The sequence below is a fragment of the Sphingomonas parva (ex Maeng et al. 2020) genome (genome assembly GCF_004564275.1).
Lineage (GTDB): Bacteria > Pseudomonadota > Alphaproteobacteria > Sphingomonadales > Sphingomonadaceae > Allosphingosinicella > Allosphingosinicella parva.
The window spans coordinates 97386-111616 of the sequence record NZ_SPDV01000018.1; the positions used below are offsets into that span (position 1 = coordinate 97386).

The window sequence follows — 14231 nt, forward strand, 5'->3', positions numbered from 1 at the left end:
CATGCACGTGATGCGCCGACGTTTCGCCAAAATGGATTGAAACGTTAATGCTTTAGCTCGCCGTCGCGCGTCAGCAGATGGGCGTAGCCGACCTCAGTCATCCACCGCGCGCGGGCCAGATGAGTGGCATGCATGCGCTCAGCGCGTTCGGGTTCGCGGCCTGGATCGATGTCGAAAATGACCGCGACCGCCTCTCGCCAATCGGCCCCGTCGGCGTCGGCGTCGAGCAATCGAAGATAGTCGGTAAAGTGCGCTTCGTCATAGGGCGTGATCATCGGAAGATCAGGCGCAATGTCGTCGAAACGGCAATTCATGTCAGCGAATCCCCCCTCTTGCCCGCGACTGCAATAACGGAACTGACGCCGGAGAATACTTGCAAGTCATGCATAGCTGAACGCACCTTTTGCAGCGTCGAAGCTCAGGTCGGGCCAATACACCTTATAAGAGATAAACCTCATCAGGTGTATCGTCCAGCGTGCCGTGCATGGACATGCGCCGCCTCGTGGGACTGAACTTCGCGCGTTTGCGGCGCGACAAGGGGCTGACGCAAGAGCAGTTTGCTGAGATGTCGGGCTTTACCCAGCAATATGTCAGCGATCTGGAGCGCGGGCGTCGCAACCCCACGGTGGTGACGCTGTTTCATTTGGCAGGACCACTCGGGGTCGAGCCGTCCGACCTTGTCGCGAAGATCGAAGACGAGGATTCTGATCTGGCACGAATGGCGTAGCTCGAATTGCAAAGAGCCCCGCCCGGTGGTCCGGGCGGGGCGTCTGGCCGGCTCAGCCGTCGTTGCGACGGCCGTTGGGGCGCGACCAGATGAGGCTGAAGGTCTCGCCACCCTCGTCGTCGAAGAGGTTGGCGTAGATCGGCGCGTTGAAGCTGGGATCGTCGAGCTTGACCGCCAGATAGTCGCGGCCTTCGTTCGAGGTCTTGCTCCAGGCGGCACCGATTTCGGCGCGGTTGACCAGAACCCGGTGCGATGGCGCGTTGTCGTTGGTGCGAGTGTCCTGCGGGATGATGCGGACGCCCTTGGCCTGAACCGAGAGGGTGACGATTTCGCCGGTGTATTCGCCCGAAGCCGTCTTCTTGAAGGTGCCGATGGTTGCCATGATAAAGTTCCTTTCCTTGGATCGAACCGCCCGATTGCGGTCTCGATGGGTGATCCAAAGGCCGGGACGGACGCCGCCGCACCGCTTGCGGCCGCAGCGTCAGCGGAGGACGGCGGGCTGCGAGTTTCTTGTTTCGCGAGGAATGACCGTCCGCTCGGGGTCCCCACGCGGCTTGCCGCGTGGGGTGGGCAGGTCAGGGGAAGAAAGTCGCAAGCCCGCTGTTGCGGCTAGGCGGACGAGGCAAAGCCGGTCCCGGCCAGATCAAACCCGCAAAGAGATCGCTGTCGGGTAGTGCGTGTGAGGGACGTAATTAATGGCGATACGGCTCGAAAAGGAAGGTTCGAACAGACCACTAAACTGGCGGTTCGACTATCCCCAGCTAGGTTTATGTTGGTGATTCTTTAGCCGCTTTCTGGGGCTCGACCTTCGCAGGTTTTCTAGACGCGGCATTGGGTGTCGGCGTTGCCGCCGGTAGCGAAGTGACTGTGGGTGGTGAAAAAAGGCGGCTTGGCCCACCATCGCGGATCCATGTGGCGGTCATGGCGATGAATACTGCCAAGACAATGGCCCCGATCAGTCGATAATAGGTTTGCTCGCGTTCGATGGAATGGACGCGATCGGTCAGGGTCTTGTCGAGATCCTTGATCTTCTTGTTGATGCCCGCGAGCGACTGCAGTTCGCCGGAAATGCCGGAGATCAGATCAGGTGGGAAAGACTCCTGCACCGGCTGTTTGCGGGCGAGTTCCGTGGGTCTGTCGAGACCGGCAAACCAGATAAGGAACATCGGCTGACCCTGGCGAAGATGCACGGTTACCGGACCGGCATTGTATACCGAAAAAATGAGACGACCACGGAAGCCTGGGTCAACGTGAAAGCCAGAAACGTTGACGAGACCGCGCCATTTGATCTTTGCCTTAATCGAAATGAGCGCAAGCGCGATGTTCGGAACCTCAATTTTTTCCTCCGTAAGTAGGAAGGCGAATTGTCCCGGCGGTATTGTGAAACCTTCGCCGTCGCCGAGTTGGCGGATCGTGACGTTCAGCGGGTCCTGCATTGCGTCGTTGGGGGATACGTAGACTTCTCGGCCCATGGAGAGCGTATAAGCCGAGCAATCCACCCGCTCGGGATCGAAGGGCGTCACCAGGGTGGCAAGTCGATCCTTGAGGGTTTCCCCGCTCCAGAATCCTGTCGGCACCATTCTGTCCTCCGGGTAATTTGTCAGAAGTTTACTGCATGAATCTGACAAATCGGTTTCCAGATTTGTCAGAACTGCGTATACGCGCTTCTGACAAAGGAACTAGCATGCGTGGACCTGGCCTCGATCTCAAAAGCGCCATATCGGATCGTATGATCGCTGGAGGCGTGCCTTCGGTCTGGACGCCGCAGGATTTCCTCGACCTGGGCTCTCGCGACGCCGTCGATCAGGTGCTGCACCGCCTGACACGCAATGGTGACGTACGCAGGATCGCCCGCGGCCTCTATGACAAACCGGCGCTCAACCGACTTACGGGCAAGGCAACGCACCCTGATCCGCGTGCCGTCGTCGATGCGCTGGCGCGCCGCGACCAAGCCCGCATCCTAGTCGATGGCGTGACCGCCGCCAACGATCTTGGTCTCTCCGATGCCGTACCGGCGCGCATCGTCGTGCATACCGACGCCAGGTTGAAACCGATCAAACTTGGAAACCTTCAGATCGATTTCAAAACCACGGCGCCGAGCCGGCTTCACTGGGCCGGCCGGCCGGCCATGCGCGTCGTTCAAGCCTTGCACTGGCTGCATGACGCCGGGGGCGACACCGATCGGGCTGTCGCCAAGCGCCTGCGCACCATCTTTGCCGATCCCGATCATGGTGCGCGGATCGTCGACGATCTCCGTGGCGACATGCTTACGCTCCCGCTCTGGATGCAGACCATCCTGCGCGATACTATGCCGACGACGCCGTCAGCCGATCGTCTGGAGACCAAGAGAGCATGAAATGAGCCCCGATCATGCCCGGTTTCTCGCGGCCGACCCCACCGATCGCCGCGATGTGTTCATCGGTGCCGGCCAGCGGCTGGGCACTGCGCCTCAGAATATCGAGAAGGATTTTTGGGTCTGTTGGACCCTCGACGCGCTGTTCAACGGTCCGGCGTCCCACGGACCACGCTTTCTCTTCAAAGGGGGGACATCGCTATCGAAGGGCTTCGGCCTGATTCAGCGTTTCTCCGAGGACATCGACATCACAGTGTTTCGCGAAGACATTGGCGAGGAGGCGAGCGTCGCTGCACTGGAGGCGATGTCCGGTAAGAAGCGACAGGCCAAGCTCGATGCCATCAAGGCGGCATGCCAGGCCTTTATCGGCGGCGAGCTGCTCGCCCGGCTTTCGGAAACGCTGGCCAGCGCGGTGGGCGGAGATACGGCGGGGGCGAAGGTCGAACTCGATTCCGACGACGAGAGCGAGCAAAGCCTACTTCTCTGGTATCCCAGTGTGACCGCCGAGTCCGACGGCTACATTCGTAAAGCCGTCAAAATCGAATCCGGCGCCAAATCCGCTCTTGACCCGCATGCCCGCCACAGCGTCATACCCTATCTGGCCGACGATCTGCCCGACCTCGATCTGACAGTCGACAACGTTACCATCGTCGATGCGGAACGCACCTTCTGGGATAAGGTCGTCATTCTCCATGGCTTGCGCCGCTGGTTCGACGCCCGACAGGTTTTGCGCGCCGGTGGGCAGCGGGTCTCACGCCACTATTATGACGTGCATCAGCTGATGGCCGCCGGAACGGGCGCTTCAGCCTTGGCCAACCCCGAACTCGGCAGGGATCGCGTCGCGCACGCCCGGATGTTCTTCAATAGCCGCGACCTCGATCTCGCCCATGCCGAGCCAGGCGACTTTTCCCTGACGCCCACCGACGCGATGATCGCTGACCTCCGCCGCGACTATGCCGCCATGGCCGGCATGATCTTCGGTGATGTGCCCGACTTCGATGCCGTCCTCGAAACCGTCGACATGCTCCAACGTTCGCTGAACGAGCCGACGGCATGATGATCGCACATGGCATCGATTTAGTCGATGTCGCCCATACCGCGCGGCTGCTTACCGACCCGACCGATCAGCTCCTGACCCGATGCTTTACGCAGCAGGAACAGGAAGCTGCCGGGAACGGCGCAGATCGCGCCGCCCGGCTGTCAGGCCGGCTCGCCGCCAAAGAGGCCGTGATGAAGGCGCTAGGCACGGGCTTCTCTGCTGGTGTGGGCTTTCTCAGCATCGAGGTGGTCATGCTTCCGTCCGGCGCACCCACGATCGTCTTGCATGGCGAGGCGCAGAAACGTGCCGAAATGCTCGGTATCCGTTCATGGCTTATCAGCACCAGCCATGAGGGCGACATGGCGATCGCCAGTGTGATCGGCCTCGCTAATTAGGAGGCGCTGAGGTAGCGAATCGACCTTGCGTCGAGGTCGACTGAAATCTCGCCGCCATTATTGGCGAGAACTTGGCGCCACACCGCGAACCCTTCCAGAATCGCGCGCTCCCAATCGGCGGCGGTGGCTTCGCCAACCTCGAGGTGCGAGGTCATGCTCTGGATTGTTCGCAGCAGGCCATAATCGACCTCGCTGACGCCTTCGAGGAAGTTGTGTCTGCGTGCATAGTCGAACGCTAAGGCGGACACGCCCTCTTCGATGATCCGGGCGCGGCCGCCGTCTTCGACTTCGTCCAGCAAAGGCCGGCTCTTGCGCTTGCGTTTCAGAAAGGCCCGCAGGTTTGGCGACCAGCCGAGGATCGCGGCATAGGCCACGTGGAACACGTCGTGAAAGCGATAGCCGTCCGGATCATAGGCATTGTCGCCAAGCAACGCTCCGATGCCCTCGCCATTGATCGTCATCCGGACTTTCGGTCGGGTACTCGACCCGGGTTCCTCGACCAATCGGACAATCATCTGCCGCGGAAGCCTTTCCACGTCAGGAAATTCGGAATCTCGCTCCGGTGCTTGCGCACTTGTCGGCGCGAAGCGCGCGCGCACTTTGTCGAGATTTTTTTCGGCGATCTGATCGAGGTCGAGACCGAACTTGCTCGCGACATTGGCGATATACCACAGGAGATCGCCGAGCTCCTCGCCGACCCGATCCTTGAACAATCGGTGCGCAGCGCCATCCCGCAGATGCTTCTTATACTCGCTCAGCAACTGGCCGGTCTCGCCCGCTAGCCCAAGCATAGGCACGATCAGGGCAGCGGCCATTTCGTCGTCGCTCGTCCCTGGCACTTGATCGGTAAGTAGTGCCTGCGCCTGATATGACTTGAGATCCATCAATATGCTCCCGACTTTGGCGCATTCTTATATGCGTTCGCGGCGCCAGGCCGAGATGCCTCGAACGCTTCGTTCGGCACCGCACCGGCGGCAATACGATCATTGATACCCCATTTGGGCGGATACCAGAATTCGATAGGCTGTGCTTGGGCTGCAAACTTCTGCTTGATGCGGGTGCGGCCCGTCAGGCCCGCAGCTTCAGGATGAGCCACCCGGGCATATTTATCGATTTCGCAGAATAGGTTCTGACAATCGATCAGCTGCAATGGCCGCCCCCAGAGCGAGGGGAATTCCAGACCCAGCCGAGCGCACTCCTGCTCCTGCCGATCAGCCATCAAACGGATGAGCTCAGCATCGCTCAGCCCGCCGGTATCGGCGAAACATTTACGCAGGCCGTCGCGGGCGCCAGGACCCGGGATAACGAAGTCCATCTCCGAAAAGTCGGTCACTTCGCTGTAATTGACATCGGTCACGAACTGATAGGCGAGGAAATCACCAATGGTCGGGTAGTCACGCAGCAGTTCGAAACCCTGTTGCATGCTTCGGGCCGACGCGAGCTTCTCCGGCAGCGCCTGCGCCATCATCATCTCAAGGAGCTTGAGATGATTCTGGTGCTTGGCCTTGCACCCGAAAGCCGAGCTGCCCGGCGGCATGATATAGGCCGCCGAGTAAACCCGATGCCCATCGGCCATCGCCTTCGACAGGATCTTGTCATACCGGTCGAACCGATAGTCTGCGAAGCTGATTGGGCCGAGCGCCCGCTCTAGCCGTTCCCAGGTCTCGATTTTGTTGAACAGTTTGAAGAGCAGGATGCGGAAGACAACTTCATCGACCGAATTCGGCAGATCATCGCGGTAGATCACCTTGCGGATCAGATACTGGCTGACGCGGTCTGACGCCCGGTAGGCGTTCGTGAATTTGTAGACCGCCATCACCGGATTGTCAGTCCACGGCCAGGGGGTACCGAGAACGCGGCGGTAGAACACACGCTGCCGTTCAGCGGCAAAACGCCAGTAGCTGTCATAGACGGAAGTCGTTTTCGCCGGCGCGAGATGGCTAGAAATGATTGTCGGCGCGGTTGGTGCGACAACAGCGGGATAATCGAACTCAAACGTACGCGGCGTCCCTGCGAGAATCTTGGCAGGGCGGCCGCGCTTGCGACCGCTCGGGGTACCAGTCTTGGTCACAGCGCGTCAGGCCCGCTGGGCAGCGAGCCGGAGCGACGGAGACGGCCGCTGCGTCGCCGGAGCCGGCGGTGCCACACAGGCGCGGGCCGCTTCGATCAGCGGCTTCATAGCGCTGTCCGTCTTGCTGATCCGCTCCAGCTTGGCCACGCCGATCGTCACATTGAGGCGCGTGAGCGGAATGCCCATTTCATGCGCCATGAAGGCGGCGAGCTGGGCGAGGCCGAGATAGTTGCCATAGGCCTTATCGAACAGCTGCTGCGTGGCGTAGAAGGCATTCGCCACCAGGCCGGCCTTGGTCGGCACGAAGCTCACATGCTGAAGGCACGGGAAACCCAGCTGGGCGGTCGCGCTATGGTCGCGGGCGGGATCGAACGTGGTTGCCTGCCACATCGACCGGCGCACGCCCGGGCGGCTATCATACTGACTCAAAATCCACTCCAACTGATTACCATCGCACGGGCCGCGGCCGTACATCATCAGCCGCTCGAAATAGAGGCCTTTGCCGTTAGCCTTGGGATTTCGCGCGCGATAGAAGGGGAATGCCATTTTGTAGAACTCGAAGAGCTTGGCGCGGTCTCCCTGTGCCATCGTCCAGAACCGCTGCGGAAAGATGGTATGGGCGACGTCCTCCACGTCGCGCTTCTTTTTACTGCCCAATAGGGCATCGAGCGCGGTGCGAACCCGAGGATCTTCTGGGACGTCATAGCCTTCGCCAAACCCATCGATCGTGAGGACGAGAGGGGCGATCTCATTACCCGGATGCTCCATAATATGGAGCAATGTCCGCGAATAGGCTTCGGAAATGCTCTTGGCCGTGATCATCAGCGGTTCAGGGTTGTCCGGTCGGTCTGGCTTAGTCATCTGCATCATCCTCCAAATGGCGGAATTCGGCGCGCCCGACGTAAGCCGTTCGCGCAATACGCCCGAAGGCGGCCCAATCAGTTCCCGGGCGGTCAATGCGGGCCAGCCCCGGGCGCTTCGCTTCGAACAAACGCCCGCCCTCCAGATCGGCGACCGGCGCGATGACATCGCCATGCGCGACGGTCCCCGAGGGAAGCAGCAGCAAATGCCCGACCTCTGCATCAATCGCATGGCCACCCGAGGCCTCGTCAGCGACAATGAGCGGGTTGGGCGTCAGCGATCCTAGAATATGAGCGCGGAGCGTGCGCGGGGTGATCTTGCGCAACGCATCAGCCCGCTCGTGGCTGATCATCGCCTCGCCCCATAGGAGATGCGTGACCAGTGTGGAGTACCCGACGCCGAACTGGCAGGCGATGCAGTAAATTTCGATCGGGGTCGCGGTCTCCGGCTTGAGGCCACGGACTGCGAAGGCATTGCGCAGGCCCAAGGTCGGCATCAGCGCATAAGCAGCGAACGTGTCGGCGCTATACTCCTCGGGCACGTCCCACGGCCGTACCAATTGGTTCTCGCGCAACTCATCGATCGATGACCCGTGCCCGAGCAGATGATGGCCAAGCTCGTGTGCGCAATTATAAGCGCGGCGGGCGAGTGGGCGCTTGCTGGAGAGATGGATACGCGGCGGTGAGCTACGCTGGTACATTCCTTCCATATTGATGTCGTTGAAAGTCACGCGAACCCCGTGCGCTTCTGCAATCGAATAGATGCAGACAGGGCTGACCAAATCCTTGCCGGCTTTCAGTCGCGCGGTGATTGCTGCCTTCATGGCCTTGTCTGCCAAGGCGCGGCGGTTGTGCATCATCGTCTTGGCATGCGCTTTCATAGGTTAGGCTCCCTTCTCGTCATCGTCGGACTTCATCGCGGCGATGAGCTTCAGGAGGCGGTCGAGGTCATCGGGCTTAAGTTTGCTCAGTTCGCGGGCAGCGAGTTGCAGTTTAGGATCGTCTGTCGCTGCGCGTTCGGGCGCATCTCCCAGCAGCCATGACAGTTTGGTGTCGTAGAGGTCAGCAAGCTTTGCGAGTTCGTCAGCCGTGATCCGGCGATTGCCAGCCTCCATTTCCGAAACGGTCGGGCGGTGCATATTCATCAATTTCGCGACCTGCCCTTGAGAGAGGCCGGCAGCCTCTCGCGCAGCGCGGAGCCGTGCCGGAAGCGTCATCGCCTTGTCCAAAGGAGCGTCGCTCATTTCGCGCCGACCTTTTCGGCTTCTTCGGCATCCTGCGCTTCAAAGATCTTGAGGACGAGTGCGACCGTCTGGTTGATCGCGAGCGGAATCTTTGTGTCGTCGTCGACAAAGATGTTGGTTTCGCAGGGGATCGATTTCCCGAGAGCGATACCAAGCATGCCGGCCGCGACAGGCCATACTTTGCTTGTGAACTTCGGCAGAGCCTCAGCTGGTTTCGTGCCGCCGTCGATTACAGGACAGTCCTCGCCGCTCAACGTCTGCACAGATTGCAGTACCTCGATCAGCTTGGCTTTGACAAAGTTAGCGTCCATCACGACCCTCCATTTCTTACGGGTAGTAAGATATGCTTACCACTGCCAATGTCAAGGGGTTGCGGCGCTCGCTCATTGGCTGTCTGCTCTCGGGCTAATTCCGTTGAGGTCCTTGGACGTTGCACGCGTTTAAGGTGGGGGCGAGCTATACCGAATTGCTTCAAAACGGATCGTACACCCGAACGATCAGCATCGGATCGCCATCGTAATCGGCATCTGTCATGACGGCGTAGCCATCATTGGTTTGGATCAGCACCACGCAGGTCATCAGCGTCTTGGCAAGGCTCCAAGCGAACTTCTGAGCGGTGGGAAGCGACATGATCTTTGCTCCTGTTTCCGGAGCGGGGACCGTCCCCGCTCGACAGGCGCACAGGCGACCGACGCGCGGCCGCGATCACCGGAGGCGAAGCTGAAGGCCGCAAGCTGTGCTTAGCGGACCCCTTGCGGGTTGATCGTCACAAGGCAGCGCTAAGGTCAGAGGTAAGCCAAGGAGAGCGGGGCGTTCCCGCGTCGGAGTGGGATGCAGTGTCGCTCCACAGCCCAAAAGTTGGCCACAGTGCTGCCCGGACTGCGGACAGCTACTGCGATACTCTAAGTGGCGGTCAGACGATGCCCCTCGATCAGATAGGGGGCTGAGTCTTGCGGAAGTCGAACACGGGGATGCCCAGCTTGCGGGCCTTGTCGGCAAGGTTGTCCTGAATGCCGGTGCCGGGGAACACCACGACCCCGATCGGCAGGACATCGAGCATCGCATCGTTGCGTTTGAACGGCGCAGCCTTCGCGTGCTTTGCCCAATCGGGCTTGAATGCGACCTGCGTCACCTTGCGGTTGTCGGCCCAACAGGCGGCAATGCGCTCGGCCCCTGAGGAAGCACCGCCATGCAGCAGCACCATGTTCTGGTGTTTGGCGCGGACCCGGTCCAGTGCCCCCCAGATGGCATCGGTATCGTTGCACTCCTTGCCACCGGTAAATGCGACCTTGGGTCCAGTCGGCAGCATGACCTGGGTTTCGGCGCGGCGGCGGGCGGCGATGAAGTCGCGGCTGTCGACCATTGCTGCGGTCAGCGCGCGGCGGTTTACGAGGCTGCCATGGCGGGGATGCCAGGCCGAACCGGTATGGGTGCGATAGAGATCGCAAGCAGCATCGCGCATCAGTTCATGGGCGTTGCGCCGCTCGATCAGGGTCAGACCCTGCGCCAGCAATTGCTCAAGTTCGACTGAAGCCACCTCGGAGCCGTCCTGTTCGCGCTGCGATCGACGCTGCGCTTGCTCATTGTCGTCGAGCTCGCGCTCAACCCGCTCAGCCGCGCGGTGGAACAGGTTGACGGTGGACCAAAGCAGGTCATCGAGATCGGGTTCGAGCCGGGTGTCGGCCAACGTGCCGATCAGCGCGTCGAAAATGTCGGCAACAGCACCTGCGACACGGTCGCCTTCGGGCAATGGGCGTGGATCGGGCTCGTCCTGGAATGGCCGGAAGCCGTAGAGTTGCAGTTCATCGAGAATATGCGCGGTCGGGGATTGCTCCTGCGGTTCGTCGGGATCGGTCATGGCGTTCGCTCCGTTGCTCGACCGCGCCTCTCGCGGCCTTCATGGGCGAGCAAAGAGCGGGGGCAGAGCGGGTCGGCACCCGCCCGGGGTCCCCAGAAAGTATCACTTTCTGGGGTGGGCTTTGTGGCCGAAGCGCAGCGGAGGATGGCGAGCACGACTTTCTTGGCGCGCGAGGAGCCCCGGCACGGGGCGGGGAAGAAAGTCGCGCACAGCCATTGCCGGCCCGGTCTGCTTCCGCTTCTCTCGCCCCTCTCGAAGGCAGAGGCGCGGCTCTGTCAGGGGAGTGACGGGTCATGGCGAACATAGCTCTGGCGCAGGGACGTCACCGCCTATGCTCAGCCGATGAACTGTTCGGCGTCCTCCGGGGCAAGCTGCACTCGCACCGCTGCCCGCATCTCGTCCCGGCCAAGCCGCTGCAAATCGTCGTTGAAGTCACCAAGGCTGGCAGTCAGCATCAACGGCTCGATACCAGCCCCGATCGCGCGCTTAGCCAACGTGTCAGCCGCATGTTGTCCAGCGGGATCGTTATCGCGCGCAATGTAGAGGCGGTGCAGCGATGGTGTGATTTGCAACGCGGACAGGTGACCCGCTGAGAGAGCGGCGATCATGGGTATGGTCGGCATGATCTGGCGGAGTGACAATATCGTTTCGATGCCCTCTCCGGCGACCAGGACTGATCCGGCTCGACCGAACCGCAAGCCGTTGCCGAGGAGATTACCCATGGCGCGGCGCGGCGTGGCGACGGGTGCCTTTCCGCCGCCGTTCGGATCGAGCCAGGTGCGGTGGATGCCGGTCAATGGTCCGTCATCACTGCAAACTGCTGCAATCAATGCTGGGAACGCTCTCGGCGTGCCGGGTGAATCGTCTTCATCGGCGCGATACCAGCAGTTGGGGTGGAACCTTAGCGAGCCGCACTCGCGCAGGTCGATGATACCACGCTGGCGCAGATAGGTCTCGGCAAGCGTGTCATGGATCGGCTGCGATATCGCCCATAGCCGTTGTGCAGCTTCTGGCGATCCGGAGGGTACGGGCAGCAGCGGTTCAAATGCCTTTGGTTCTGGCGGCGGAAGAGCCAGAAAGCGCCGCGCTTCCTCGAGCGTGTCGGCGAGCGAAGCCAATCGCTGATTGGCAGCGATAAGGTCGAGCAGATCGCCATGCTCGCCAGTGGCTGCATCGGTCCATTTGCCCGCAGCGCCCTTGCCGGTATCGGATCCGGTCAGTCGCACAAACAGGCTGCGCCCCGGCGTGCCTTCGACATCGCCGATAAGCCAGTAGCGGCCCTGTCGCCGGCCTTGCGGAAGATAGTGGCGGCAGACACTTTCGGCATTGCGAGCAAGCTGCCGGGCAAGGTCGGATGCATCGGGCATCTGATCCTCCTGAGACAAGAAGAGGGTCCGCCGCGTCCGAGTAATCCCCACGAAGCAGGCTTCGCGGGGACCCCGATGCACGGCGGACCCTCAGTTGCGAGCGGGTCTGGGGAGCGCGACCTACTCGGCGGCGACGGCGAAGGGGGTGTCGCCCTCGGCCCCGGCATTGTCGTCGATCGGCGCTTCGTCCGCCACGGACCGTGCGCCGTCGTCTACCGCCGGCTGCACTTCGCCAATGGCCTCGGCACCGACGATGGCCTCATTGCTGGGCGACTCGACCTCGCTTTCGATCGACGCTGGTATGGCGCGACCCGGCGTGCGGAGCGGTTCGGGCAACCAGCCGCTGCCTTCGAGCAGCACAGCCGCACGTGCCGCCATGTCCGGCTTCTTGAGATGCGCGATGTTCTCTGCGGCCCGTTCGCCCTTCGCCTCGGTCACTGCCTGAACGATCCGCGCCTTGGTCACACGGCCAAGGAACGTGTCGGCCGTCGGCCTCCAACCCGCCGCCACCATGTCGAGATCGACCGCCTTGGCGAGCATGTCGGCATGGGCAAGCGCACGCGGCCTGCGGTTGTAAGCCTCGAACGTGGCGTTGACCGTGCAGGCGACGCAGTAGGCGAACAGCGCCTTCTGCTGCTCGCCGTCCATGTCGCCGAGCGCATCCCACAGTGCTTCGGCTTGCGCGGGCAGCAAATCGGCAAGCGCCAAGTGCCGCGCATCGATGGCTTGTGCAGACGCCGTATCGCCGAGCCCGGGTGCCTGGTGGCCGAACCCGATATGCTTGGCGTCGAGTTCGAGGCAGCTGTCGAGCGCGTATCGGTAGAACAGCCGCAAGACGAGCGCATGGAGGCAGGCGTGGAATGCCACCTCCGGTGACCGTGCCACAGCATCCCGTAGTGCCAGCGTGCGGTGCGCGGTCAGCTCGGACATCAGCCGGTCAGGAATCGGGCGCAGGCCTTCATCCTCCTCGGGCTCCGTCGCTGCCTCGACATGGCTGTCGATGCCGGCCTGCTCACCGCCATGGTCGGTGCCGTTGTCGGCATGGTTGTAGTCGCCTTCTGCAACCGCATCCTGCTCGGGCTCGATGGGCAGTTCGTCCTCTGGCCGAACGAACCCGCGCTCGATCCGCAGGCTGCCATCCGGCGCGATACTGATGAAGGCACCGGCCCGTGCCACCTCGTCGGCGTCATAGGCCAGCGGTCGCTGGTCGAGCGCCTCGATCGCCGTTTCCAGCTCGCCCAGCCGTTCGTCCACTTCGTCGGGCAGTTCAGGCGAGTCTTCATGCTCGGCGACCAGTGCATCGTATTCGACTTGGAGCGCATCGCGCGTGGCCTGTTCTTCGGCGGTGATCTCCACCGGCGTGCCGCGCAGCTGGCGCAGCCCGTAGGTGTGGCCATAGGGGAAGTCGGGCGCTGCATCGATCCAGCGCCAGCCTTCGGCCTGCACCTTCATCGCCTCCTCGCGCAGTCGCTCGGAGACCATCAGATCGACCAAACCAACATCCTGCAGCCAGCCGCCGTCGTCACCCTGGAACAGGTCGCGCATGACGCCGCCGCCCGCCTCGATATAGGCATCGATATCGATGAACCGGGCGCGCTTGTCGCATGCACGCACGGCGCCTTCGGTCAGCATCCGGCGGATCGCGTATGGCTGGCGGTCATAGGAGCCGGCGAGCCGTTCGAAGACCTGCTCCTGCCGTTCGTGATCGCCGTTGACGGTGAACGCCATCAATTGGTCGAGCGTGATCTCGTCTTCGGCATAGGCGTCGAGGATCTTCGGCGACACGCTGGCGAGCTTCAGGCGCTGCTTGACCACCGCCACCGACACGAACTGGTGCGCGGCGATCTCCTCCTCGGACTGGCCCTTCTCGCGGAGCGCCAGAAATGCACGGAACTGGTCGAGCGGATGCAGCGGTGCCCGCTGGATGTTCTCGGCCAGGCTGTCTTCCTCGGCATCGCCCTCGGTGCGGATAATGCACGGCACCGGCGCGTTGCGCGGCAGCTGCTTGCGCTTTACCAGCAATTCGAGCGCCCGGTAGCGGCGACCGCCTGACGGCACCTCGAACATGCCGGTCTCGTTGCCGTCGGCATCGACGACGGCGCGAACAGTGAGCGACTGCAACAGCGTGCGCCGAGCGATATCCTCGGCAAGGTCATCGATGCCGACTCCCGCCTTTATGCGGCGGACGTTGGACTGCGACAGCACCAGCTTGTCGAACGGGATATCGCGCGAAACGCTGAGCGCGAGCTTGGGATTGGAATTGGGCATGACACTTCTCCGGACGATCCGGCCGGGAGCCACTCTCCCGACACCTCGA

17 protein-coding genes are annotated in these 14231 nt (G+C 61.9%); 4 read left to right on the plus strand and 13 right to left on the minus strand.

What is annotated here, in order from left to right:
* Positions 1–44: 44 nt before the first annotated feature.
* Complete coding sequence (locus E2493_RS10960; RefSeq protein ID WP_263854079.1) at positions 45–275, minus strand: DNA -binding domain-containing protein; 231 nt, start codon at positions 273–275, stop codon at positions 45–47.
* Positions 276–484: 209 nt separating this feature from the next.
* On the opposite strand from E2493_RS10960, the gene E2493_RS10965 reads away from it, so the two are divergent.
* Positions 485–727 (plus strand): helix-turn-helix domain-containing protein, encoded by a 243-nt coding sequence (locus tag E2493_RS10965; protein WP_135086666.1) that lies wholly within the window; start codon positions 485–487, stop codon positions 725–727.
* 52 nt (positions 728–779) lie between these two features.
* On the opposite strand, the gene E2493_RS10970 is transcribed toward E2493_RS10965, so the two are convergent.
* The gene (locus tag E2493_RS10970; RefSeq protein WP_135086668.1) at positions 780–1109 is read right to left on the minus strand and encodes a DUF736 domain-containing protein; all 330 of its coding nucleotides are present in this window, start codon (positions 1107–1109) and stop codon (positions 780–782) included.
* Between the two features lie 385 nt (positions 1110–1494).
* The gene (locus tag E2493_RS10975) at positions 1495–2307 is read right to left on the minus strand and encodes a dCTP deaminase domain-containing protein (RefSeq protein WP_191992991.1); all 813 of its coding nucleotides are present in this window, start codon (positions 2305–2307) and stop codon (positions 1495–1497) included.
* Positions 2308–2342: 35 nt separating this feature from the next.
* Between E2493_RS10975 and E2493_RS10980 the strand changes: the two genes are divergently transcribed.
* From E2493_RS10980 to acpS, 3 genes are read left to right on the plus strand one after another with little or no spacing between them, the layout of a single operon-like run.
* Positions 2343–3083 (plus strand): DUF6088 family protein, encoded by a 741-nt coding sequence (locus tag E2493_RS10980; RefSeq protein WP_225421386.1) that lies wholly within the window; start codon positions 2343–2345, stop codon positions 3081–3083.
* A 1-nt stretch (position 3084) separates the two neighbouring features.
* Positions 3085–4137 (plus strand): nucleotidyl transferase AbiEii/AbiGii toxin family protein, encoded by a 1053-nt coding sequence (locus E2493_RS10985; RefSeq protein WP_135086672.1) that lies wholly within the window; start codon positions 3085–3087, stop codon positions 4135–4137.
* On the plus strand, positions 4134–4514 hold the full coding sequence (gene acpS / locus E2493_RS10990; RefSeq protein ID WP_135086673.1) for a holo-ACP synthase: 381 nt from the start codon (positions 4134–4136) through the stop codon (positions 4512–4514). Before E2493_RS10985 ends, acpS begins: the two co-directional genes overlap by 4 nt.
* Here the strand turns inward: acpS and E2493_RS10995 are convergent.
* The 10 genes from E2493_RS10995 to E2493_RS11035 all read right to left on the minus strand — a co-directional run bounded on the left by E2493_RS10995 (position 4511) and on the right by E2493_RS11035 (position 14182).
* The gene (locus E2493_RS10995; protein WP_135086675.1) at positions 4511–5398 is read right to left on the minus strand and encodes a nucleoside triphosphate pyrophosphohydrolase family protein; all 888 of its coding nucleotides are present in this window, start codon (positions 5396–5398) and stop codon (positions 4511–4513) included. The two genes, acpS and E2493_RS10995, sit on opposite strands and share 4 nt — an antisense overlap.
* A complete protein-coding gene (locus E2493_RS11000; protein WP_135086677.1) occupies positions 5398–6585 on the minus strand; it encodes a nucleotide kinase domain-containing protein in 1188 nt (395 codons plus the stop codon). Before E2493_RS11000 ends, E2493_RS10995 begins: the two co-directional genes overlap by 1 nt.
* 6 nt (positions 6586–6591) lie before the next feature.
* Positions 6592–7446 (minus strand): thymidylate synthase family protein, encoded by an 855-nt coding sequence (locus E2493_RS11005; RefSeq protein WP_135086679.1) that lies wholly within the window; start codon positions 7444–7446, stop codon positions 6592–6594.
* Positions 7439–8326, minus strand: coding sequence for an ImmA/IrrE family metallo-endopeptidase (locus tag E2493_RS11010; protein ID WP_135086681.1), 888 nt, complete (start codon positions 8324–8326; stop codon positions 7439–7441). The genes E2493_RS11005 and E2493_RS11010 overlap by 8 nt, the downstream gene beginning before the upstream one ends.
* 3 nt (positions 8327–8329) lie before the next feature.
* Positions 8330–8689 carry a helix-turn-helix domain-containing protein gene (locus tag E2493_RS11015; RefSeq protein ID WP_135086683.1) on the minus strand — a complete coding sequence of 120 codons (360 nt, stop codon included), beginning with the start codon at positions 8687–8689 and terminating at the stop codon, positions 8330–8332.
* Entirely contained in the window at positions 8686–9000 is a 315-nt protein-coding gene (locus E2493_RS11020) for a hypothetical protein (RefSeq protein ID WP_135086685.1), read from the minus strand. The genes E2493_RS11015 and E2493_RS11020 overlap by 4 nt, the downstream gene beginning before the upstream one ends.
* 160 nt (positions 9001–9160) lie before the next feature.
* The gene (locus tag E2493_RS21215) at positions 9161–9319 is read right to left on the minus strand and encodes a hypothetical protein (protein ID WP_167737486.1); all 159 of its coding nucleotides are present in this window, start codon (positions 9317–9319) and stop codon (positions 9161–9163) included.
* A gap of 301 nt (positions 9320–9620) precedes the next feature.
* Positions 9621–10547 (minus strand): DUF2493 domain-containing protein, encoded by a 927-nt coding sequence (locus E2493_RS11025; RefSeq protein WP_135086687.1) that lies wholly within the window; start codon positions 10545–10547, stop codon positions 9621–9623.
* A gap of 335 nt (positions 10548–10882) precedes the next feature.
* Positions 10883–11914, minus strand: a complete 1032-nt coding sequence (locus tag E2493_RS11030; RefSeq protein WP_135086689.1) for a DUF7146 domain-containing protein — start codon at positions 11912–11914, stop codon at positions 10883–10885.
* Between the two features lie 120 nt (positions 11915–12034).
* Positions 12035–14182, minus strand: coding sequence for a ParB/RepB/Spo0J family partition protein (locus E2493_RS11035; protein WP_135086691.1), 2148 nt, complete (start codon positions 14180–14182; stop codon positions 12035–12037).
* Positions 14183–14231: the final 49 nt, after the last annotated feature.